The 23,186-nt window shown below is 37.5% G+C and carries 25 protein-coding genes, 1 pseudogene, 1 riboswitch and 2 other annotated features; of the genes and pseudogenes, 6 read left to right on the top strand and 20 right to left on the bottom strand.

Going from position 1 to position 23,186, the window contains the following annotated elements:
- Window positions 1–12: 12 nt before the first annotated feature.
- The 6 genes from V7149_RS14175 to V7149_RS14150 form a co-directional block, all read right to left on the bottom strand.
- A complete protein-coding gene (locus tag V7149_RS14175; protein WP_335346268.1) occupies window positions 13–636 on the bottom strand; it encodes a phosphoribosylanthranilate isomerase in 624 nt (207 codons plus the stop codon).
- The gene (trpC, locus tag V7149_RS14170; RefSeq protein ID WP_335346267.1) at window positions 636–1,427 is read right to left on the bottom strand and encodes an indole-3-glycerol phosphate synthase TrpC; all 792 of its coding nucleotides are present in this window, start codon (window positions 1,425–1,427) and stop codon (window positions 636–638) included. The genes V7149_RS14175 and trpC overlap by 1 nt, the downstream gene beginning before the upstream one ends.
- 1 nt (window position 1,428) lies before the next feature.
- Window positions 1,429–2,454, bottom strand: a complete 1,026-nt coding sequence (gene trpD / locus V7149_RS14165; protein WP_335346266.1) for an anthranilate phosphoribosyltransferase — start codon at window positions 2,452–2,454, stop codon at window positions 1,429–1,431.
- The gene (locus tag V7149_RS14160; RefSeq protein WP_335346265.1) at window positions 2,426–3,037 is read right to left on the bottom strand and encodes an anthranilate synthase component II; all 612 of its coding nucleotides are present in this window, start codon (window positions 3,035–3,037) and stop codon (window positions 2,426–2,428) included. The genes trpD and V7149_RS14160 overlap by 29 nt, the downstream gene beginning before the upstream one ends.
- Window positions 3,021–4,415: an anthranilate synthase component I gene (gene trpE, locus V7149_RS14155; protein ID WP_335346264.1), complete on the bottom strand. Its 1,395-nt coding sequence runs from the start codon at window positions 4,413–4,415 to the stop codon at window positions 3,021–3,023. The genes V7149_RS14160 and trpE overlap by 17 nt, the downstream gene beginning before the upstream one ends.
- Window positions 4,416–4,478: 63 nt before the next feature.
- Window positions 4,479–4,721: a binding site (T-box leader), on the bottom strand.
- A gap of 61 nt (window positions 4,722–4,782) precedes the next feature.
- Window positions 4,783–5,036: a binding site (T-box leader), on the bottom strand.
- 62 nt (window positions 5,037–5,098) lie between these two features.
- Window positions 5,099–5,731, bottom strand: a complete 633-nt coding sequence (locus tag V7149_RS14150) for an MOSC domain-containing protein (protein WP_335346263.1) — start codon at window positions 5,729–5,731, stop codon at window positions 5,099–5,101.
- A 166-nt stretch (window positions 5,732–5,897) separates the two neighbouring features.
- Between V7149_RS14150 and V7149_RS14145 the strand changes: the two genes are divergently transcribed.
- Window positions 5,898–7,157, top strand: a complete 1,260-nt coding sequence (locus tag V7149_RS14145; protein ID WP_335346262.1) for an MFS transporter — start codon at window positions 5,898–5,900, stop codon at window positions 7,155–7,157.
- Between the two features lie 178 nt (window positions 7,158–7,335).
- Here the strand turns inward: V7149_RS14145 and V7149_RS26545 are convergent, their stop codons facing one another.
- The 5 genes from V7149_RS26545 to V7149_RS14125 form a co-directional block, all read right to left on the bottom strand.
- Window positions 7,336–7,392, bottom strand: a complete 57-nt coding sequence (locus tag V7149_RS26545) for a hypothetical protein (protein WP_438824048.1) — start codon at window positions 7,390–7,392, stop codon at window positions 7,336–7,338.
- Between the two features lie 241 nt (window positions 7,393–7,633).
- On the bottom strand, window positions 7,634–8,431 hold the full coding sequence (locus V7149_RS14140; RefSeq protein ID WP_335346261.1) for a DUF2935 domain-containing protein: 798 nt from the start codon (window positions 8,429–8,431) through the stop codon (window positions 7,634–7,636).
- A 126-nt stretch (window positions 8,432–8,557) separates the two neighbouring features.
- The gene (locus V7149_RS14135; protein WP_335346260.1) at window positions 8,558–9,565 is read right to left on the bottom strand and encodes a polysaccharide deacetylase family protein; all 1,008 of its coding nucleotides are present in this window, start codon (window positions 9,563–9,565) and stop codon (window positions 8,558–8,560) included.
- A gap of 458 nt (window positions 9,566–10,023) precedes the next feature.
- Window positions 10,024–10,515 (bottom strand): DUF255 domain-containing protein, encoded by a 492-nt coding sequence (locus tag V7149_RS14130; RefSeq protein WP_335346259.1) that lies wholly within the window; start codon window positions 10,513–10,515, stop codon window positions 10,024–10,026.
- A 115-nt stretch (window positions 10,516–10,630) separates the two neighbouring features.
- Window positions 10,631–11,773, bottom strand: coding sequence for a glycerate kinase (locus tag V7149_RS14125; RefSeq protein ID WP_335346258.1), 1,143 nt, complete (start codon window positions 11,771–11,773; stop codon window positions 10,631–10,633).
- Between the two features lie 220 nt (window positions 11,774–11,993).
- On the opposite strand from V7149_RS14125, the gene V7149_RS14120 reads away from it, so the two are divergent.
- Window positions 11,994–12,728 (top strand): YqcI/YcgG family protein, encoded by a 735-nt coding sequence (locus V7149_RS14120; protein WP_335346257.1) that lies wholly within the window; start codon window positions 11,994–11,996, stop codon window positions 12,726–12,728.
- A gap of 79 nt (window positions 12,729–12,807) precedes the next feature.
- On the opposite strand, the gene V7149_RS14115 is transcribed toward V7149_RS14120, so the two are convergent.
- The 5 genes from V7149_RS14115 to V7149_RS14095 form a co-directional block, all read right to left on the bottom strand.
- On the bottom strand, window positions 12,808–13,386 hold the full coding sequence (locus V7149_RS14115) for a uracil-DNA glycosylase (protein WP_335346256.1): 579 nt from the start codon (window positions 13,384–13,386) through the stop codon (window positions 12,808–12,810).
- Window positions 13,387–13,398: 12 nt separating this feature from the next.
- Window positions 13,399–13,569 carry a hypothetical protein gene (locus V7149_RS14110; protein ID WP_335346255.1) on the bottom strand — a complete coding sequence of 57 codons (171 nt, stop codon included), beginning with the start codon at window positions 13,567–13,569 and terminating at the stop codon, window positions 13,399–13,401.
- Window positions 13,570–13,636: 67 nt separating this feature from the next.
- On the bottom strand, window positions 13,637–14,074 hold the full coding sequence (locus V7149_RS14105) for a GtrA family protein (RefSeq protein WP_335346254.1): 438 nt from the start codon (window positions 14,072–14,074) through the stop codon (window positions 13,637–13,639).
- Window positions 14,028–15,065 (bottom strand): glycosyltransferase family 2 protein, encoded by a 1,038-nt coding sequence (locus tag V7149_RS14100; RefSeq protein WP_335346253.1) that lies wholly within the window; start codon window positions 15,063–15,065, stop codon window positions 14,028–14,030. Before V7149_RS14100 ends, V7149_RS14105 begins: the two co-directional genes overlap by 47 nt.
- Window positions 15,066–15,082: 17 nt before the next feature.
- A complete protein-coding gene (locus V7149_RS14095; RefSeq protein ID WP_335346252.1) occupies window positions 15,083–16,762 on the bottom strand; it encodes a DUF6044 family protein in 1,680 nt (559 codons plus the stop codon).
- A 177-nt stretch (window positions 16,763–16,939) separates the two neighbouring features.
- Here V7149_RS14095 and V7149_RS14090 point away from each other — a divergent pair.
- Window positions 16,940–17,559: pseudogene (locus V7149_RS14090) on the top strand (UTP--glucose-1-phosphate uridylyltransferase).
- Here V7149_RS14090 and galE read toward each other — a convergent pair.
- Window positions 17,550–18,557, bottom strand: coding sequence for a UDP-glucose 4-epimerase GalE (gene galE, locus V7149_RS14085; RefSeq protein ID WP_335346251.1), 1,008 nt, complete (start codon window positions 18,555–18,557; stop codon window positions 17,550–17,552). The pseudogene V7149_RS14090 and the gene galE sit on opposite strands and share 10 nt — an antisense overlap.
- Before the next feature lie 119 nt (window positions 18,558–18,676).
- Entirely contained in the window at window positions 18,677–19,144 is a 468-nt protein-coding gene (locus V7149_RS14080; protein ID WP_335346250.1) for a YndM family protein, read from the bottom strand.
- Window positions 19,145–19,323: 179 nt separating this feature from the next.
- Between V7149_RS14080 and V7149_RS14075 the strand changes: the two genes are divergently transcribed.
- Window positions 19,324–19,956: a LysE family transporter gene (locus V7149_RS14075; protein WP_335346249.1), complete on the top strand. Its 633-nt coding sequence runs from the start codon at window positions 19,324–19,326 to the stop codon at window positions 19,954–19,956.
- 99 nt (window positions 19,957–20,055) lie between these two features.
- Here the strand turns inward: V7149_RS14075 and V7149_RS14070 are convergent, their stop codons facing one another.
- Window positions 20,056–20,406 carry a hypothetical protein gene (locus V7149_RS14070; RefSeq protein ID WP_335346248.1) on the bottom strand — a complete coding sequence of 117 codons (351 nt, stop codon included), beginning with the start codon at window positions 20,404–20,406 and terminating at the stop codon, window positions 20,056–20,058.
- A gap of 161 nt (window positions 20,407–20,567) precedes the next feature.
- Here V7149_RS14070 and V7149_RS14065 point away from each other — a divergent pair, with 161 nt between their 5' ends.
- Window positions 20,568–21,197 (top strand): LysE family translocator, encoded by a 630-nt coding sequence (locus tag V7149_RS14065; RefSeq protein WP_335346247.1) that lies wholly within the window; start codon window positions 20,568–20,570, stop codon window positions 21,195–21,197.
- Between the two features lie 76 nt (window positions 21,198–21,273).
- Here the strand turns inward: V7149_RS14065 and V7149_RS14060 are convergent, their stop codons facing one another.
- Window positions 21,274–22,647, bottom strand: coding sequence for an amino acid permease (locus V7149_RS14060; RefSeq protein ID WP_335346246.1), 1,374 nt, complete (start codon window positions 22,645–22,647; stop codon window positions 21,274–21,276).
- A 131-nt stretch (window positions 22,648–22,778) separates the two neighbouring features.
- On the opposite strand from V7149_RS14060, the gene V7149_RS14055 reads away from it, so the two are divergent.
- Window positions 22,779–22,922 carry a hypothetical protein gene (locus V7149_RS14055; protein WP_335346245.1) on the top strand — a complete coding sequence of 48 codons (144 nt, stop codon included), beginning with the start codon at window positions 22,779–22,781 and terminating at the stop codon, window positions 22,920–22,922.
- Between the two features lie 185 nt (window positions 22,923–23,107).
- Window positions 23,108–23,186, top strand: a riboswitch (cobalamin riboswitch). This riboswitch is flagged as partial in the annotation.

Below are 23,186 nucleotides of genomic sequence, written 5' to 3'. Positions count from 1 at the left end.
TTTTTACGTTTGTCAGCCAATTCCATGCATGGATCTTTTTTTAGCCTGATTAATAAATATTTTTATCTTATTTACATCCTTTTTTCCGTCTGTTTCTACCCCACTGCTGACATCGACCATATACGGTGCCGTTATCTCAATGGCCTGCTCAACATTATCAATTGAAAGTCCGCCAGCAAGAATGACCTTTTTCCCGTCCAAGTTTTCACCGGTTAATACATTCCAATCAAATGTGACCCCGTTCCCCCCGCGGTATTTCCCTTTAGGGCTATCAAGAAGGTAATAATCACACGAAAACTGACTAATTTGATTTAAATCCTCTTGAGATTCAATGCTTAACGCCTTTATGACCGGTACAGAAAATTGCGAACAATATTCAGGTGACTCATCCCCATGAAGCTGGATGACATTGATTCCTGCCTCATTGACAATCTTTCGAATGACATCTGGATCTTCATTCACAAACACGCCTACCTTAAGGACCTCATCAGGAATTACTTTAATAATTTCCCTTGCTTGATCAGAATTGATTTTCCTTTTGCTATCTGCGAAAACAAACCCAAGCGCATCTGCACCCGATTCGATCGCTTTTAACGCAGTTTCAACGTCCATAATTCCACAAATTTTCACCTTCATTAGTTCGTCACCTCTTTTATAGGCTGTTTCATTCGCTTCATTAAACCTTCGAGATTTTCAGATTTCATAAATGCCTCCCCAACAAGGATTCCATCGGCACCAGCATCTATCACTCTTTGAACATCCTCTACTGTTTTAATGCCGCTTTCACTTATGAGGAAGGCACCTGCTGCTTTAATTTTTGGAGCAAGCTTTTCCGTTATGGCTAAATCAACTGAGAAGGTTTTTAAATCACGATTATTAACGCCGATTATTTGTGCTCCAGTACGCAGGACCTTTAGCAGCTCAGCCTCATTATGAACCTCCATAAGCACTTCAAGCCCGTTGTTTAAAGCGAAATTATATAGCTCTGTCAGACGCTGCTCCTCCAATGCTGCAGCAATTAACAGAATCAAATTTGCCCCAGAGGATTTCGCTTTCAGAATCTGAACTTCATCAATGATAAAATCCTTGCAGAGCAATGGGGCATCAACAGCTTCCCTAACTGACGATAAATCCTCAAAACCTCCTTTAAAAAAGTGAGTATCGGTCAGAACAGAAATGGCATCCGCTCCAAAATCTATATAAGATTGAGCTTGGACCTGAGGATCAGCACCGATATTAATATCCCCTTTTGAAGGTGATGCTCTTTTAAATTCAGCGATAATTGCAAGTGAATCCCTTTGTTGAAGCTTTTTAAGAAAGGAGCGCTTTTTTCTAAGCGGCAGGTCATGAATGTCCAATTTTTCATCCCTTAGTCCCAAAATCTCTTTTTCCTTTTCTTCTAAAATGATATTTAAGATCGTAGTCACCTCAGATCACCCTTTCCTTTATAAATTTGCTCTCATGAATGAGCTGTTCCAGTTTATTTAGTGCCGCTCCAGAATCAATGCTCTCCTTTGCATATTCAATCCCTTTTTGAATTGTCTGCGCTTTTCCTGCTGTGAAGATTCCAATTCCTGCATTAAGGAGAACTGTATCGCGATAAGCTCCCTTCTTTCCATTCAATACATTCAAGAGGATACGTGCATTCTCTTTGGAATCGCCGCCGCGAATGGCATCATTCGTGTATACTGATAAACCTACCTCTTCTGGATGAAGGACTCTTTCAGTCAAGTTTTCATTTTCCAGAATCACTAAATGATTCTCTCCCTGAAGTGACGCCTCATCCATAAACCCTGCCCCATTTAGGACAACTGCACGTTTTCTTCCTAATGTCTTTAACACTTCTGCAAAGAGTACGAGAAAATCTCGGCGATAGATCCCGAGGAGCTGTGTCTCTAAATCAACAGGATTTGTGAGCGGTCCAATTAAATTAAAGACAGTCGGAATTCGCAAATCTTTTCTCACTTTCATAATCCTTTTCAGCTGCGGGTGTACATGTGGAGCGAATAAAAAGGCAATCCCAACCTTTAGTAAAATTTCCTCTGTACGTGCAGCATCCAAATTTAAATCCACACCTAGATGTTCTAATACATCCGCACTTCCCGTTTTACTTGATACACTTCTGTTTCCATGCTTGGCAACTGGAATTCCAGCACCCGCAAGAACAAAAGCAGAAGTTGTACTAATATTAAAGCTTTTAGACCCATCTCCTCCTGTTCCGCAATTATCCATAACATTCGGAATTCTCGTATTAAACGTCAGTGATTTTCCCCTTAACGCTTTAGCTAAGCCGGCAATTTCTTCAACTGTTTCTCCTTTCGTTTTTAGGCCGATTAATAAACCTGCAATTTCGCTATCTGTAATATCCTCAGTAAATAGAAGCTCGGTTGCTTCCGTTATTTCTTGTTCTGTTAATGAATCCCCATTAGAAATTTTCTGTAAGATGCTTTTCATGCTTACTTCCCCTCCCGATATGATTTAAGAAATTTCCCAAAATTCTTTTACCTAATGCGGTTCCAATTGATTCTGGGTGAAATTGAAGGCCAAATAACGGGAATTGCTTATGTTTGATCGCCATTATTTCATTGTCATCCATCGATTTTGCAAGGATCTGAAATCCCTCAGGTAATGTCTCCTCTGAAATCACAAGAGAATGGTACCGCATGATGTCAATTGGCTGAGGCAAGTATGCAAATAAATCTGATCCATTATGTTTTAATTTTGAAATCTTCCCGTGCATAATATTGTTTGCTTTCGTTATATTTGCTCCAAATGTATACCCGATTGCTTGATGTCCAAGGCATATTCCCAATATTGGCTTGGTCTCATAGAAGGATTGGATAATGGCTGAACAAATCCCTGCATCCTCTGGTCTGCCAGGCCCAGGTGATAACACAATGGCATCCGGTTCCATTTCCTTGATCTCCTCTATTGAAATCCTGTTGTTCCTTACGACATGTACTTCTTCCCCGAGCTCCCCTAAATATTGATATAGGTTATAAGTAAATGAATCATAATTATCAATAAGTAATATCATCTTGGCCCTCCAAAAAAGCTCTTAATTTATGAATCGTTTCTTCAAACTCTTTTTCCGGCACAGAATCATGAACAATCCCGGCACCTGCCTGAATAAATGCTTTTTGATCCTTAATTAACATCGTCCGAATTGCAAGTGCAAAGTCCATACTTCCATTCGCTGAGAAATATCCGATTGCTCCTGAATAAACACCTCTTTTTACTTCCTCCAGCTCGTTAATAATTTCCATCGCTCTAATTTTTGGAGCGCCAGAAACCGTTCCTGCCGGCAAACAAGCGATTAAAGCATCGATCGCTGATAAATCCTTTTTTAAAGTACCGCTCACCTCTGATACTAGGTGCATGACATGTTTATATTTCTCAATCTTCATATACTTCTCAATTTCAATTGAACCAAGCTCACAAACACGGCCAAGGTCGTTTCTGCCTAAATCCAGCAGCATTCGGTGCTCCGCAAGCTCCTTTTCATCCACCAATAAATCTTTTTCATAGGAATGATCTTCCACCTCGGATTTCCCTCTTGGCCTTGTTCCCGCTATTGGATTAGTTGTCACCTTCCCGCCATTTACCTTAATTAAGCTTTCCGGTGAAGTACCCGCGATTTTGTAGCCTTCGAAGTCTAAATAATACATATAAGGGGATGGATTTTGCACTCTAAGCTTGCGATAGAAAGAAAATGGATCACCCGTAATTGTTCCTTGCAAACGCTGAGACAGCACCACTTGGAAAATATCACCTTCTACAATATGTTCTTTCGCCCGCTTCACTTTTTCGATAAATTCTTCTCTCTTTATGGATGCTTTAAAAGTTGAAAGTGAAACTTCACTTGGTTCACTGTTCACTTTGCCATGCTGAATTTCATCTAGTCTCTTTTCATGTAAAGATTGCAATTCAGATAACTCGCTAAATAAAGGAATAGAGATTAAATACACTTTCTGTTCAAGATGATCAAACACGACCACTTCCTCGAAAAACATTAAATGAACATCGGGAATATGTAATTCATCCTTTGGGGCCTTCCCGATATTTTCATACTGGCGAATGACATCATAGCCTACATAGCCTACAGCACCCCCACAAAATGGGAAATTATATATATCATCCTGTTCAATCGGTGGCAGCATATCTTTCAATACTTCAAGCGGATGCTTCTGAATCTGTTTCCTTCCCTTTGCTGAAAGGATTGTACTGGAATCTTCCTCTCCAATTAATTCAATAACGGGTTCTGTTCCAATAAATGAGTACCTGCCAGCCTTTTCATGTTTAAGTGAGCTTTCAAATAGAAATTTTTTCGTTCCTTTGAGACGCTGGTAAATAAGAATTGGGGTTAACGTATCCCCTTCAATTTCGCTAATAATGATTTCCTTTACTTTCGGCATGATACACTCTCCTTAACGGTTATAAAAATAAAAAAGTCCCCTATACGCACAATATTTGTGCATATAGAGGACGTATCGTTGACCGTGGTGCCACCTCAAATTTAGAACAGAATTCTGCTCCCTTGTTCAGGTACGGATGTAAATCGATACCCTATCCATATAACGGTGGAATTCCGTGCTTCCCTACTATCCTTCAAGAAGCCTCTCGCAAGTCCATTCCAACTGCTCTCCACATACCGGCTCTCACCCTTTCCGGCTCTCTGTAATGCTTCTGAACATTGTACTACTCTTACTCAACGATTTAGTTATTCTTTTTTAAAAGGCTATAACAATAAATATTTGAAATACAAAAAGGGCCTCCCTCCAAAAAAAGGACGAGAGACCCGTGGTGCCACCTTCATTAGCTAAAATTAGCTCACTTAACAGATATCAAAATGAAATAATCATTTGAATACCTGTCTCTTGTAACGATGAGACTTTTCGCCAAAGCCTACTGCTCCTATTAAAGGTTCGGTTTGGAGGCTCGGAAGTCCATTCGCTAATACGATTACACTGATTCGCACCACCCATCAGCTCTCTTAAGTACCCGTAAAAGTTACTACTCTTCGTCAACGCCGTACGTTATGTTGCTTTTTATATTATTCTTAATTATAAAAAAAGTCAAGGATAAAAATTCATTTTTTTTAAAGAGCCTTCTTTAACCTATTTCTCCAAGCTTCTGCAAGCTCCTCTACCTGAAGCAGCTCTTCAATCGCTGCACGATTTTTTCGATCATGAAACATTAGTTGATTTCCCGCTAATACAGAGAACTTCTCCTGCTTTCTCTCCACTAATGTCAGTGAAGAGTCCTCCTTCACTATACCCTCCTGCAGGACCCTAAAGAAATAGCCAGTATACCCAGTCTTCACTACCCTGCTAAGCAAGTTCTCAGCTTTGTTATGCTTGGAAATGGATGCACATGGCACCCTCCCTTGTGAAACCTGAATAATGGCTTCACCGAGTAAAAAAATATCGCCAATATAAACGTCCTTCTCTTGATGATCAGCCACACTAATATTTTCCCCAAATGCAGGCATCTGAAACGGCTTTTGAAATTCCTTTTCCCATTGCTGATAATGTTCAAAAGGATATAAGCAAACAGCCCTATCCGTTCCCCCATGAAATTCACGGTTACCAACTGAATCTCCTGTAAATCCTTCTTTTGTCAGAAAAGATTCACTCACTTGCTTTTTTCTTATTGCTGAATTAATAGTCACTCCATCCCACAAATGAAGATTCGGCCTGCCAATATTTAATGTAAAAATTTGATTTCCCATTAAATACACCTCGAATATTGATATTATTTCCCTCAATCTGCCTTCTACCCATATTAATACATGACAATGAATTCCAATTAAATTTTACCATAAAAAGTCCCTACTACTTTCTTTTTTTAAAGCCATATTAATATTAGGTATGATGGTTAAGGGGATGGTATGTTCAATGGAGCATGTTGAAAAATTAGAAATTGGAGGCCAAAAGGCAAAGAAAAAGTCTAGAGGCAATGTCCATAACAAAAAGTGGGCTGTTCTGTCACTCGCTTCTATCCCACTTGTAATGACACTTGGAAATTCCATGCTTATTCCTGTATTGCCTGCTATGGAGAAAAACCTTAATATATCTGCTTTACAGACTAGTATGATTCTGACCGTGTATTCAATTGTAGCCATTATCCTAATCCCTATAGCAGGAGGATTATCAGACTATATCGGAAGGAAAAAGGTCATTATCCCTAGCCTCTTAATTGCAGGAATTGGAGGACTCATCTCTGGATGGGCTGCCTGGAAAGCTAATGACGCCTATTGGATCATTCTTTGCGGCCGTGCTTTACAAGGGGTTGGGGCAGCCGGAGCATCTCCCATTGTCATGCCACTCATTGGTGATATGTTTAAAAACGATGATGAAGTGAGCAGTTCGCTTGGAATGATCGAAACATCAAATACATTTGGAAAAGTACTGAGTCCAATACTTGGGGCCTTTCTCGCTAGTTTTTTCTGGTTTCTCCCATTCTTTGCTTTCCCAGTGTTTTGTGCCCTTTCGATATTACTTGTATGGCTTTTAATCAAAACACCTAAAGAACGTGAGGAGCCCGTGCCATTCAAGCAGTTTTTAGTAAACATTAAAAACACATTTACACATAATGGAAAATGGTTGTATGCCATCTTCGTCATTGGTGCCATCATGATGTTTGTTTTATTTGGAGTGTTGTTTTATTTATCGGATGTACTGGAAAAAACATATAATATCATCAATATTAAAAAAGGCTTTTTACTTGCAGTCCCATTAGGGGCTTTATGTATAGCCTCTTTTATAACCGGAAAAATAATAAAAGAAAATAAAGTATTAATGAAATGGATCATCTTCGGAGGATCTGCATTGACTGCTGTATCCGTTGCTATTTTAAGCTTCTCAAGCGGATTATGGTTCATGCTCATTTTATTTACATTTGGCGGTATCGGAATAGGGGTAGCCCTTCCTTGTTTGGATGCCTTAATTACATGTGGAATTGAAAAAGAAGAAAGAGGAACCATCACATCCATTTATCATTCGATGAGATTTATTGGTGTTGCTGCAGGTCCGCCTGTCATGGCTTTATTTATGGAGCATACTGAAAAGGTATTATTTTATTTCTTAAGCGGTCTTACTGTCATAGCCATCATTGCCACATTTATGGCAATAAAGCCAGACGAGGAGGATGCTTAGGTAAAGAACTTCGGGATGACTTTCTTAATCGGATATGTTATCCTATAGTTGTAGATATCATTTAAATGAATGACCGCAGGTGTTAGAGCACCCACGGTCATCCGCAATAGTCGTCGTTCCCTGAGCGGCGGCCAGTCAAAAGACTAGACCTCTCCTCAATTATCAGGTCAAGGGAGGTCTATTTTTTGTGGTTAAAAGACAAGACAGCGATGATCAGACTTGAAAATGAAATCATAATCATAATCGTTTCGAATACTGTCATAGGCATCACCCCCTTTCAAATGGGGTTAGCCGACCACCCTTGAGAAAACTCCCTATTGCTTCTCTATTATATCACAAACCTGTCCTAGGAAAAGAACATATGTTCTACTTTTACAAAAATGATGCTTTCTTACTAGAATTAAGTGAATCTTTTAAATAGTGAATGCGCGTTAATCTGCGAAAAAAATAACCGCCAAAAGGGTGGCTTCACTTCTCTATTCCTTCAATCTAGGCTTAGCAGGATTACAATCAGGTTTTTCTGACTGTGTTGATTCTGCAAGCTTTGTTAAATAATAGCATTCTTCTCTGAACATATGGTCTGCCATTAGCGCAGAAAATGTTCCTAATGCTTCTTTACTTAACCTAAGCTCCTCAATTTCATCTAAAAAGTTCATGAACAGTTTCATTTCTAATGACACATCTTTATTAAATTTTTTCAATGCAGGAAATGCTGTAAGATTTGTTCTTAGAAATCCCGTCAATTCAACAGCTTTTAAATAAAAGGCTTCAAAATCCTTTGTAAACTCATCACTCAATTTTTTAATCTTTTTTTCTGGAAGTTCCATATTATCAGAAATGGCCCCTGCATGCCCTGCAGCATCCAATAGCCATAGCAAATGGTGATGCAACTCATGAAAAACAGGTGCTGCTTCCCCGTTTTTCAAATACTTTAACAGAAGCAGGTACTCATCTACTTCGTTTACCATATGATTCATAAAAGTTGGCCCGAGATGAATCTTTACTTTTCCAACAAGATGGCGCTCAAGAATAGTCAGCTTAAACTGTCTAATTTTCTTGGCTTCTTCATCTGCTTCCACTGTTAAATCCTGCAAATTCCCTACTCCTACTCTACCAAGGAGCTGATCAAAAACCTGAATAAAATAATTGGCTTCATGAATGAATTCTTTTTCTGACGGTGCAAGGGAATCATGGATAAATCGGGCATGATCTCCTAATACTTGCAGCCAAAATCCATGCTCAAATTTTGCAGCCTTTTCGTAGCTAGCAGCCAAACAATCTCCCCCTTATGAACAGTTCATTCATAAAAGCTTATCGGGGAAACTGGGCATTTATGACATGTAAATCATCTAACTCTTTATTTGGACATAAGAAAAAGCCGGAATGAATGTCCAGCTTTTTTAAAAGTGAAAGGCAGAAAGTTGCTCATTCAATATTTCGGCTTTATACCCGTTTGTTTGAAAATAGGTTAGCAGAGATGGCAAATGCTCTGCTGTTGTTCTTCTATCATGGAGTAAAATGACCATTGGTCTATCCTTATGTTTAAAATTTTCGATTTGTTGAATAACTCTTTCAACATATTCACCATTGCGGTATTTCCAATCCTCACTATCTACTGTCCAATCCCATAGATTAAACCCGGCTGCTTCCACGGCTTTCAAATAGGAAGGTTTCATGTATGGCGCGGAACCATAAGGAGTTCTAATTAAGGATGTGCCTGTACCTGTCATTTGCATTAAGGTGGCTTGCGCTTTTGTCATTTCGTCAACTACTGTCTTTTCCGACCGATAAATTTTGGCGACATTATGTGAAACTCCATGTAAGGCTGGGATATGACCGTTATTGATAATAGCATGTAATTCCTCTGGATACATTCTCATATTAGGCTCAAGCATAAAAAAAGTAGCCTTCATGTCAAATGTATTCAATGTTTGCAGTATGTCTAATGTATAGGCGGAAGGTCCGTCATCAAATGTTAAATATATGACTTTTTGTTCATTTTGTAGCTTTATTTGGGAGTTTTCTTGTTTTGAAGAAACGCTATCTTTAAGACTAGTTTCTATACTATTAATATCATTCTCTACAGGGTCATGCTTTTCCGGTTTATTTTTCAGTTCTTGCTCATTTAATGTTTGTTCATTATGTTCTTGATCCATTTTTTTCTTTAATATGTAAAAAGCTTGAATTTTATTATTAACGTAACCATTCATCTCCTCTGTATGATCAAAATGCCTCTTTGTAAGTAAGGAATACATAATATTAATCGGCTGTGATAAACTAGAAACAGCCAATGCTTCACTATGATTGTTTGTCTTAACCGTTGTAAAAACTAATGTTAAACAAACAATCGATGAAATTAATAACTTCCCTTTCGAATAGGTTGTTTTTCTTTTCCTTTTACTTCTCATGATGTTCACCTTTCCATCTCTATTCTTTCTGCTAAAAAGTAATAGGTCTTACATAGTAAAAACGATTTTATATTAAGAAAAGTTGTCAATTTTCACTTTTTCTTTACAAAACTATTAAATTTTCGCTACAAATCTTCTTACTTTAAGATTAACCAATCTCTCATTCTTTTTCAATTGATTCCAAAAATTAGTAAATAATTAGTATGGCAGACGAAATAAATCAAGAAAATACTAAATAATTTGCTCTAATAAAATAAATATGGTAGAATCTTTTTAACAATATATAGTATTATTTTATGCACACAAATACTATATGTTGTTTCCACTTCGAATTATTTCTTAATTGATCCAAGGTCTCTTTTTTATCCGCTCCTTATGGGCGGAATTTTTTTGCAAAAAAAAGTTCTTGCATAAAGGCAAGAACTGCAATTTTTACGTAACTTCCTATATACTTGTTCCTAATCATGGTTTATGACATTTTGATTATACACCTGCGTGATTAATTCTTTAAATCCAATCATACCATCATCAAGACTTTCCTTCGGTAAATACCTCGCAGCATAAAGAGTTTCCTGCTCTGAAGATAAAAAAATATTTAGCGGCCCTTGCCCTTTTACATCCATCTTCTGACACTTGCTCAAGCATAAAGAAGCAATATCCGGATGCTCTTCCTTGTCAATCATCATGCAAATAAACTTATCATTTAATAGCTGGGCTGTCTCCATATCTTCAAACGACTCCTGTTCCATGACAGCACACAAATGGCAATGATTATCCCCAATACTGACAAACACAAGCTTACCTTCCCTTTTCGCCTTATCAAACGCTTCTGTTGACCACTCTAGCCAATTTACAGGACTCCGCTCATGCTTTTTTAAATAAGGGCTTTTGGATAGCACTAACCAATTATATGTTGGGGAATAACGTTCTTCGGATAAGAAAGACTGCATATTTTACAACTCCTTTATTTGGAAATAACTCTATCTGCAAAGAAAATCTATGATTGATCGTATACTTATGACAAAGATATTATTTCCATTAAGGTGAGGAAAAATTAATGAATATTCATAGCCTTCTTATTGTTGCTATAAAAGTTCGCATAACTTGTTCAGCTGTTTGCTCGAGTAAAATGGCAGCGCTTTCAATGGCTTTTTGTAGTGTCATAGGAGAATTAATAATACTATGAACACTTGTAATACCGTGTTCATATAAAACATCAATTCCTTGGCCAATGGACCCGGTCAGAGCAAAAACAGGGATTCCTTTCAGTTTAGCTGCTTCAGCCACGCCCATAGGTGTCTTTCCTGAGGCAGTTTGGAAATCAATCTGACCTTCACCAGTAAATACGCAATCTGCTCCAGCTAAATGTTCAACAAGCCTTGAATATTCTATGACAATGTCAATGCCTCGCTTTGTTTTAGATGGAAAAAAAGCTTGGAAGGCTCCACCAATTCCTCCCGCTGCTCCGGCTCCGGGCATATCATGCAGGCGAATGCCTGTTTTTAATGCTACTAAATCTGCCCAATGCCTTAAGTTGTTGTCTAGAATTTCAACCATATCAGGTGTAGCCCCTTTTTGCGGACCAAACACATGAGTTGCTCCCTTTTCCCCTACTAATGGATTCTGAACATCTGTCGCTATTAAAAATTCACAATTTGCAATTCGTGAATCAAACTCTTGATCATCAATATCAACAATTCTTCCTAGTTCAGAACCTCCATATCCGACTAACTCTCCATTAGCATCAAGAAACTTCATTCCTAGTGCTTGAAGCATACCTAACCCGCCATCATTGGTCGCACTTCCACCAATCGCTAAAATAAATTTGCTGCATCCATCATCTAATGCTTTTTTAATTAGCTGTCCTGTCCCAAATGTTGTGGCTGTCATAGGATTAAGCCTAGCAGAATCGATGAGACATAACCCTGATGCACTAGCCATTTCTATCACGCATGTTTCCTGATCACCTAATAATCCATAAGCAGCTTGTACAGGATCAAGTAATGGTCCCTTAACCTCAATCTCTACCTTATGACCATTTGTAGCAGATACTAGACTGTCCATCGTCCCTTCTCCACCGTCTGCAACTGGAACTAGAACGGTTTCTGCATGCTGAATTGCATTTTTCACCCCTTTTTCAATGGCCTGTGCTGCTTCAAGTGCCGTTAAACTCCCCTTAAATGAATCGGGTGCAATCACAATTTTCATTTTCCTTGCCACCTTATTAGATTTTATTAATAATATATAAATAAAATTAAATATTCAGTAACTTCTATTCACTATTATAGGCTTAAATACGAGTTATTGGTATTAGAAATCTCCTATTAAAAAGAAGTCCATGCTTTGCATGAACCTACTATTAAGGGCAATCACCTATCCGAAGATCATGCATATTTTAATGAAGTAAGGATAGGAGTGTGCGATAACTATGATATTACTTCAGGATTCAGAGCTGGAAAAGCATGATACAGAAGGATGGCAAAAGAAAGCCTATAAGCTGTTTATTCAAAAAATGACTGATGCGAATCAATTATTTCCTTGTATCCCCGCCACTTTAGGTTTAAAGTCTGGTCACCTAAGATATGGCTTCATTGACAGCCCATTAAAATATGAGACCTCTTACAAACTGGCAGCAATACTTAAGGAATATTCCTTACATTATAAAAGCTTCGGAAAATATACGTCCCTCATTATATTTTTTAATTCCTCTAAAGAAGACTTGAATTTTAGCATTAAAGAATATCAGGAACTGTTCTGGCAACACCTAATCAACTTAACGATGCTAGATGAATTGCCTTGGCCAGATATCATACCTACAAACCCAACTCATTCATTTTGGGAATTCTGCTTTCATGGGACACCCTATTTTATGTACTGTGCGACCCCTGCACACATAAATAGAAAAAGCAGAAGCTTTCCATATTTAATGTTAGCCATCACACCAAGATTTGTTCTAAAAGAATTCCTCGCAAAAGGAAAACAGGCTGATAAAATAAAACAGCAAATCCGCGAACGTTTATGCGCTTATGACAGCACTACTATTCACCCTGCATTAAACTCTTATGGAAATAGCGATAATTATGAATGGACACAGTATTTCCTGCCAGATGATCAAAGCACATTTTCCCAATGCCCTTTTCATAAGGAAAAAAATAAAATGTAAGTTGTTAAAAAATGACATATAAAAAAAGCCAAACTCTGTATTTCGTTAGGTTTGGCTTTTTTGTAAATAAACTGACATTCTAGAGATGAAATCGCTGTGCCAGCATCTCCCAGTCACTAATAAATATCGGCCATAAATTCGGCCTTCTTCTAATGGCAAGCGGATGATAAGCAACAGCTGTCGGGAATCCATTTACATTGTGCCAGGAGCCTCGCAGCTTTTTCACCTCTGCTTCAGGATTTTCGAAAAATGATTGAATAGCAATATTCCCTAAACAAAAAATAAAATTCGGCTTCTTTTCTGCTAACTGCACCCATAAATGCTGGATACAAGATTTCCTAGCTTCCTCTTTATTATAGGCACGAACAGGTCTTCTTTTTAAAATATACGTTACATATAAATCACTAGGCTGTATGCCTACCTCGTTAGCGGATTTTTGTAATGTAAACCTAGTTCCGCAAACATATGGGTTCCCTTCACGATCTTCTCGTGCTCCTGGATTATCAAGGATAATCATGATAGGAGCACCAGGATTGCCTTCCCCCCACACCATCCTTGTCCCATGCTTATAAAGTTTGCATTCACGACAATCCTTTTGATCCTCTGGCACTCGTTCCTCAGGCCAAATGGCTGGACAAAATTCAATAATACCCGTCATCTCCTGTTCTGATTACAGTCCACCACAGCTGTTATGGTTGTTTTGCTTCTTTTCTAAAGTATTTGTCTCGTCAGACTCAACGACCGATTGTAATCCATAGCCTGTTGTACTAATTTCAAAGTCCATATCTTTCTCCTGGCCATTTAATTTATGATTGTTAAGATTCAATTGATCATTTCGCATCTTTACCCCTCCAATTTCTTTTTATTAGAACCAATCTGTATTCCTATTGTTCCTCGATAAAGCAAAGTCATACAGCCTCCATATTCTTAAATACATAAAACCTTTGCCCTAAATAGTTTAGGAGTGTATATAATCCTGCTCCTATTACAACTGCCAAGTTTTCTGCCAACAGGCTATTACCCTCTTCAAAGATTCTTAAGGCCATATGGCTTACGGAATAAGAGAAAATGTAGCAGCTCAAAATCACGATAATGAACCGTGGGATACTCGTTTTCAAATGAATTTTACTCTGAAAGGTAAAACTTCGATTTAAAAAATAACTTACAAAAGCTCCAACGCCATTTCCAATGAAAGTAGAAATCCAATAGGACATTTCTGCTGCATTTAATAGAAGAAGCATGATGGAGAGTCCAATTAACGTATTTACCACTCCTACTAATAAAAAACGGAAAAAGGAATTAGTTCGTTTCAGATAATTTTCCATAATTATGGTCAAAGAGTTCATGTTCATTTTCTCCATCATTTATTAGCGAACGTGGAATCGGCAAATTAAATGTATCAATATCGACCATATATTTCGGTCTTCGCTTCGTTTCACTATATATTTTTCCAATGTATTCACCAACCACACCAATAGAAATGAGCTGAATCCCGCCAATTAACCAAATAGAAGTTATTAAGGATGTCCAGCCCGTTTCCGTTTTACCGGATAGCTTTAAACTGAGAAAGTAGACTCCAAATAAAAGACTAATAAAGAAAGAAAGAAATCCAACAAGCATGACGACACGAATAGGCGTAACAGAAAAAGAGGTTAATCCCTCAAGTGAAAAGGCGATCATTTTCTTTAACGGATATTTCGTTTCTCCGGCACTTCGTTCTTTTCGGTCATAGTAGACGTAGGTAGACTTTAAGCCTAGTATTGGCACAATGCCGCGGAGGAAAATATTCACCTCATCATAGCGCTGTAATTCATAAAGAGCCCTATTGCTCATTAATCGAAAGTCAGCATGATTATAAACAAGATCCACCCCCATCCTCTTCATTAATTTATAAAAGCCTTGGGCCGTGCTCCTTTTGAAATATGTATCTGTATCCCGTTTTCTTCTGACCCCATAGACGATTTCATAGCCTTCTCGGTATTTCAAAATAAATTCACGTATGACAGAAATATCATCCTGCAGATCTGCATCAATGGAAATAACACAATCCGAAACAGTCTTGGCTGCCATTAATCCAGCCAAAAGCGCCTTTTGGTGTCCGACATTTCTTGAAAGCTTTAACCCTTTAATTAGCTCGTCTTCTAAACTCTTTCTATATATGATTTCCCATGTTTGATCCTTACTCCCATCATCAACAAATAAAATTTTACTATTACTCGAAACTAACCTCTCCTTTACTAGCTCTTGGAGATAAATGCTTAGCTGTAGCATCGTATCTGGGAGAATCTCCTCTTCGTTATAACATGGAACAACTATCGTGAGCATTGGATGATCCATTCTGATTCCTCCTGCTGTTAGATCGCTTTATATAAATAAATTTTCCAAGCAGAGCTAGATGATTCAAACGTCCTTTCTAAGCTCAGATTATTTTCATATGCATTATCAATGGGAACGGCAGAAAAAATATATTGGCCACCCATTTCCTTAAATGGCTTGATGTTAAGCTCAAGGTGTTTTAATCGCTTTTTTGTATTTTTTTTAAACATATAGCGCTTTCCTAGTTCAGCTGTAAAAATATAGCAGCGTCCTCCCCATTCATCAAAATAAAGGCGGATCGTTTTATTTTTTGCCAATTCCTTCTCAATAATTTTCCTAAATTGATATTTATAAGATAAAGGGTAAAAATTATTATAAGTGTCGAGGGTATAAAAACCGTTAAATTGAGCGATAGCCGGGTGGATACCAATACTCGCCACACGATAATCTTTCTGAGGAATTCCTATATAATCTTTAATCTCCTTAAATTGATCCACAGCAAAAAATTGCTTAAATGTTGGCTTTGTTTGAAAGATGATTTCTTCATTAGTTACAGAACAAACAATTAGCTGTGCAGCAACAAGTATAGGAACTGTCCTTTTCCACCTTGTATCCATTAGAACCTTTAATGACAAAGCAAACAGTACATAAATGACTAGCGGCCTCAGAAAATGATACCGGGCAAAATTGAAAGTATCTAAAAAGTGAAATCGCTTCGTTAATGGCAGCCATCCCTTATAAAACCAGAAGGCATACCATACTGATAAAGTGATATTAAGGATAAATAAAAAAACAAAGGCTCTTTCCTTTTTCCAGATTTTCTTTCTTAAAATAATGAATAATGCCAAAAACATTACAGGCAAGATGACTAAAGTATGTATAGTTGCAGCATGATGGTGACCATAGATGAAATTTTTATAGGTAAGTCTAATAGAGCGCCAAATGGATAATCTTGCGTGAAAATATTCATCTCTGCTGTTTGGTTCATCATCAAACAGAAAAGAATAGACTAGCCGGTATTCCACGATTGCATACAAAAGAGTCATATAACCAATAGACAATAGAAAACGCCAATTCCACCGCTTCTTCATCATTACTTCAATTAGCCAAAAGATCCCTATAGCAGTTAGAAAAAAGAAGAAGCCCAAAACAATACTTGAATAGAAAGGCAGAATAGTTAGCACTAGATAGCTTTTCCACATTTCCTTCTTTTTCCGGATATTGAGGAAAGCCCATAAGGCTAATGGCATGCCAAGTGTACTTAACATTCCAGATGGCCAAAATGGGGTAAATGCAAATGCAAGAGAAGTGCCTATATTGACAGCTAGAATAGTCCACTGTTGCCCAGTAAGGAAATGGGTTTTCAACAGTAAATACATCCCTATGAACGCAAAAACCCTAGTAATCGTCTGGCTAATTGCATAAGCCGTCATTGCAGGAAAGAGAGCATAAAGCCAAACGATCAGACTAAATTCCGTTCCAAATGCATTTCGGGATAATTGTCCATTTATTATTTGCGGAATGACGGCATTGACAGACCCGGTTAATTGTCCACTTTCAGCTAAGACTTTATACCAGGCTAAATTGGAATCCAAATTATCGTGAACTCGTATATGTGCATTCTCCCCTAATATAAACAGCGGGGAGACAAAAACAGCTAAGGCAAGAAAGGCAAAAATTAAAAACCTTCTTTCGATATGTTTTTTTTGAGTTGGCATTTCTTCATACACCTCAAAAGCATATTCCCTGCAAAAGTCTTATTATCTTAATAGTTTTAAGGTGCTCTTTGTGGAGGAAAATATTCCTTTTTGCTCTTTTTCTGTAAACATGTGGGATAAGACAGCCACTTCCGTACATAGAAATGGGAACGGGAAAGCCGAATGATTAGGGGGATCATGGATGATAAAAAAACAGTCATTCCTGCCGCTGGTTTAGGAACCCGTTTCCTGCCGGCAACAAAAGCTCTGCCGAAGGAAATGCTCCCAATCGTTGATAAACCAGCCTTCCAATATATTATTGAAGAAGCGATTGCGTCGGGGATTGAAGATATTATAATTGTAACAGGAAGGAATAAAAGAGCTATAGTAGACCACTTTGATAAGTCAGTAGAAATGGAATTGCTGTTAAAGCGAACAGGAAAAATAGTAATGCTTCATGAGGTCCAGAAAAATATCTGAAATGGCCGATATTCACTATGTTCGGCAAAAGGATCCATTAGGGTTAGGCCATGCCCTCTTATGCGCAAAAAAATTTATCAGAAATCAGCCATTTGCAGTTCTTTTGGGTGATGACATTCTTAATCATGTGCAGCAAGACAAATATGATGAAATCCAGCTAACTGATGCTTTGCATTTATTGCTAGAGCACGAGTCTATTTTTTTCATATATTATCAAAGGGAAACGATATGATGTTGGTGATAAATTTGGCTTTCTGGAAGCGTCCATTAATTTTGCATTAAAGAGACCGGAATTAAAAGAAAAACTATACCTGTACTTAAAACAAAATCATTTTTGAAAAGCTGATAAACTTTTGTATCCCTCTGGATACTTTATGTGCCAATTCCAAGCATCTTGTATTATTTTGTGTATTGAAGATTTCTTTGGTTTCCAGCCTAATATTTTCAAAGCTTTATCCGAACAAGCAATTAATTCTGCGGGATCACCATGCCTCCTATCTCCTACTATCATCTTTATATTTTTCCCTGTTTCTTCTATAGAAGCCCTTATTACCTCCTTTACCGAATATCCCGCAGTATTGCCAAGATTAAATACATCACTTTTTCCTCCATTTTGTAAGTATTGGAGTGCCATTGAATGAGCCTCTGCTAAATCCTCTACATGAATAAAGTCTCGGATACAGGTTCCATCCTTTGTCGGATATTTATCTCCATAAATTGTTACGTATTCTCTCATTCCCAGTGCTGCCTGCAGAACAATAGGAATTAAATGGGTTTCAGGAAGATGATACTCTCCTAATTCACCTGTTTCCTTCGCACCGGCTGCATTGAAATATCGTAATGAGACATAGCTTGCATTAAAGGCATCTCCCCACCATTTGATCATCCTCTCCATTGCAAGCTTTGTCTCACCATATGGATTAGAGGGCTGAAGTGGAAAGCTTTCTTTAATTGGCTGTTTATGCGAATCCCCATAAACGGCCGCAGTAGATGAGAATACAAGGTATTTAACACAGTGCCTGCTCATCGCCTCAAGCAGAGACCGAGTCCCGCTTACGTTTACATCATAATACTTTAACGGATCATTCATTGATTCTCCGACTAGTGAAGCGGCCGCAAAATGAAAAACTGCCACTATTTTTTCCTTATTAAAAATATTCATTATTATTTCTGAAGAACGTATATCACACTCATAGAAAATTGCCTTTGGATGAATGGCCTCTCGGTGGCCAGTCTGCAGGTTATCGATGACAATTACCTTCATACCTTTCTCAATTAAATAATCAACAAGATGTGAGCCAATATAACCTGCGCCTCCAGTTACCAAAATCGCCATTAGTTCTCCCCCCTTAAATCCATTTCTCCCTTCTCTATATGCAAAAGAAATTGTCTGTATTCTCCCAAAAAAACATTAAAAAACGCCTGCTCGACTAAGCAGACGTTATTAATAATGGATCATTCCTCTCCACGATTACTTTTATCTTCATTTAATTTTAAATCTGTCTCAGAAGGAGTCAGTTCTTCTGAAGCTTCTGTTTGAAATTGCAGTTTGCTTTGCCGTGCAGTATGGCTGTTCATTTTAGTGATAATCTGATTGGCCATGTATCTATGAAATATGATTTCAAAAAGGGCGACTCCAGCGGCAGCAACGAGAGACATCGTCACTATATTTTCTCTTAGGGTCAAACTGATACTTAAAGACCAAATCACGAGGAAAGCCAGGACAAAATCGGTGATTGTCGCAATGAAATTATTAGACCTAGGCAACACAAGAAAGTCGCCAAGAACATAAGAGGATGCTCCTAATGCTAATGAAATTAAGAATACCATTCCAAAGGACATGCCATAAAATAAGCCAAGTATAATATATAAAAGGACTAAACAAGAAATAAACTTTAACAAAAATGCTTTTGCATGCTTCACAACATCATCTCCTTTTAGTCTATTTTGCTTATATTCGGCTTTTCCTATTCAGTTTAGGAATTTGCGAATTCAGAAATAACGGCAATGACTAAAGAAAGTTTTTGGACAAAGATTCATAGGAACATTTTTTGCACATAAAATGTACAAGTTAGGAACCTATCCGATTGGAGTGGTCATTATTGAATGTTAACATTTTCCTGAGTTATATCATTTTAGGGTTTACTTTGGCAGCTCCAATTGGTCCGGTTAACTCGGTTAGATTGGATAAAGGTATAAAGAATGGTTTTTGGCATGCATGGATTGTAGGGATCGGCTCTATGATAGCAGATGGAATTTTCATGCTAACGGTTTATTTAGGGATGGTACACTTTTTGGAAATATCGATTGTTCAAATATTTCTCTGGCTTTTTGGAGGGTTTATTCTCATCTATACAGGGACAGAAAGCATTATAGGCGCTAAGATGATTACTTTGGAAGAAACTAGGGGGAAAGATTCAATAACAAAATGCTTCTTGACAGGGTTTTTCATGTCCATATCCAGCCCCTTATCCATCCTATTCTGGTTAGGAATTTACGGATCTGTACTCGCTAAAACAGCCCAAGTCTATGGGACTGGTCAATTATTAATTTATAGCAGCATGATATTTTTGGGACTCACCATTTGGGATATTCTCATTGCGGGATTAACAACAGGGTTTCGAAGATTTTTAACTGTACATAGTCTTAAGGCCATTTCCATTTTTTCTGGCCTATCATTACTTGGATTCGGCTTATATTTTGCCTATCATGGAATAAAAGCGGTGTTTTTTTGAAGTGACATAGGAGAAACGGGATCAATAAATGATTCCCGCTTTTTTGTTAATTCCTTTTTACTCCGTAAATTATACAGGCTACTCCTCCAAAGATAAAGACTATTTCCCTTTTTCTTTGTCTTTATCTTTCAATTCCGGTTTATCATTCATTACTCTAAAAAATTGTGTATTCATGCTACCCTGAACAATATCCTCTAAAAAGAATTGACCAATCAATTTTAAATACTCATCATCATCGAACATCTTCTTGTTTTGCAGTTCCATTTCTGCAAGGCCTTCGTATGTTGAAATAACAGCGTATGTATGGTCCTTTCCTGAAATTGGCGTTAAAATTTCTACCTTATGATGATAATTTTCATTTCTGTATTTTTTAATCTCAAGTAAATTATCTAACCCATCTTTAAATTTTTCCTGTTTTATCTCAAAGGTTTGGTAAACGATGACCGACATTCAGAATGCCCTCCAATATGAGTATTAAAGAAGATTTCAAATTTATTATTTTCCTAATTGAATTATTTATTCTTTAGGAAAAATTGTAGTACAGCCTCTAAATCATGAATAGAATGTGTACAAACCTATTAATTGAATAATACATAGCAAGGAGAAAAAGCATGGGGATTTTTTTGGGTTATGTCTTTCTTGGGCTTACTTTGGCTGCACCGATTGGGCCAGTGAATGCAGCACAATTAGATAAGGGGATTAAAAATGGCTTTTGGCATTCTTGGCTTGTCGGCTTTGGCGCTATGATTGCAGATATCCTATATATGATTGCTGTTTTTTTGGGTGTAGTTCAGTTTCTTGAAATACCCATTGTCAAAACCTTTTTGTGGTCATTTGGCTTCTTTGTTCTCATTTATACGGGTATTGAAAGTATTCAAGGTGCTGGAAAAATTGAATTATCATCTCGTAATAAAAGTGAATCCGCTATCAAATCTTTTATTTCCGGCTTTTTCATTTCGATTTCCAATCCTTTAACCATTTTATTCTGGTTGGGCATTTTCGGATCTGTCTTAGCAAAGACGGCTACACAATTCGATCAGCTACAATTGTTAACATTTAGTTCTGCCATCATTGTTGGCTTATTTATTTGGGATGTAACGATGGCTGGGATTGCAAGCAGCTTTAGAAGATTTTTATCTGGTAAGATTCTTGCGGGCATCTCTATTGTCTCAGGTATTTCATTAATTGGGTTTGGAATTTATTTTGGATATGAGGCGGTTCTTTTATTATTTTTCCAATAAAAAGATGAACATAGGTTGATTTCGAGGGTTGTCCTCTAATTTCCATTAGACGTTCAACCCTTGTTTACTTTAAAGCTTATGCTTTTTGGGGATTATATCCTTTACTTTGCTTTCGTTTCTTAATGAAATTCATAATTAGTAACACGCTTATCACTAAACCGACAAAAAGGATACTCACAAAGAATCCCGGGCGGCTTGATTTCTCGAAAAGTGTTCCAGTTATTGCAAGCAAAATTAAACCTATCCCTATAAAGCGTTTAACATGGTCGAATTTCGTAGCTTTAATCAGCTTCGGGAAAGAAACTAGAATGAACAACCAATTATATAACAGCATTAACCCAGCTGCTGTCGTAATATATTCATACACACTGTCAGGCATGACTAATGCCAATAAAACTGATGTCACTAACCCGCCAATTGTTAAGGAAAGTGCCAGTGGAGGAACTTTTAGCTTACCCTTTTTCGAGAAAATTTTTGGGGCATCTCCATCTTCCGCTAAAGTGACAATCATGCTTGTAACGGCAAATAGGGTAGCGACCATAGTCGAAAAGCCGGCAATAATAATGCCTCCAGTAAATACATGTGGAAAAAAGGTGATATCATATTTATCAAGAGCAATAACAAACGGGCTTTCATTTTTACTAAATTTATCTATCGCTGCTAATCCCGTAGCTAAAGCTAAAGAGATTAAGTAAATGGTCGTTAAGATGATCAACATAACAGAGCCTGATTTACGAACATCTTCTTTATTTTTTAACCTAGTTGCAAAAATCCCCATTATTTCTATCCCGCCAAAGGCATAGAATCCAAAGATTAATGCAGACCATAAACCATAAAATCCTCTAGGCAGGATTTCATTTCCGTCTGTAGGGACTTTAAAATCCTTTAGATTTCCTCCAAATAATCCAAATAAAACGGTGATCGCCAAGATGATAAACATCAATATTGCAGCAATTTTTATAACTGCAAAAATATTCTGGGCTTTCTCAAATCCCTTTGTTCCAATGACAATAACGAAAACCCCTAGCACTGCATAAATGGAGGAAAAAATCCAAAGAGGTACATCAGGGAACCAGAATCGTGTTAATAATGAAAGAGCGGTCAACTGGCTACCAGAAATCAGCATTTCAGAAAACCAATAGACCCACCCGCTGCTAAACCCAGCTCCACGCCCATATGCTTTTTTCGCGTATGAACGAAATGCCCCTTTTTGCGGGTCCTTTGCGGACATTTTTCCTAAAGCGTCAAAAACTGTGTAAGTGCCTATCGCTGCCAGAATAAAGGCTATTAAAATTGCGGGGCCAGTCATTCTTATACCAATTCCGGTCCCAACAAAATACCCTGTTCCAATAATGCATCCGACACCGATTAACGACAGCTGCCACCAAGCTAGCTTTTTTCCATCTTCGCTAATATCCCCTTTGTCAGCAGCACGAGCCGGTATTTCCATGCCAATCCCCCCTCCGAAACTCCAAATTATTATTTGCCCCATACCATTAAATATGTATCTCCAAATAACCAATCCATTAAGAATAAAGAGGCTTAAAAGGTTTCAAAATAAGCAATAGGAGGGGATTTTAAATGGCTAATCAATGTTTTTACTGCAACAGTGAAACGGGGGAAAAAGAATTACATCAAGTCACATTTTATGTATCAAATATGGACAAGGATGAAATACTTTGCCCTGAATGTTATCAAGAATGGCTCCATGGAATTAAAGAGTAATAATAGGTGAAGGACTTTTCCAAAAGTCGGGAAAGTCCTTCATAACGATAAAAACTCTTTCTTTGATATGTACTTATTAACATTATTCCTCTAGTTTTTTAAGGTTGTCAAAATGATAAGTTTAGCTTATAATCGAAAAAGTTACATATATAGTGTTTATTTTTATTCATTAACACAATATACAGTGATAAACCAATAAATATGGTGTCCGTTATGGACTTAATAGGGAATCTGGTGAAAATCCAGAGCTGTTCCCGCAACTGT

Origin of the sequence: Bacillus sp. JJ1503, from assembly GCF_036965125.1 — a bacterium.
GTDB lineage: Bacteria > Bacillota > Bacilli > Bacillales > Cytobacillaceae > Cytobacillus.
The sequence above is the reverse complement of the archived record's forward strand: the minus strand, read 5'-3'. Positions and strand labels throughout refer to the sequence as shown.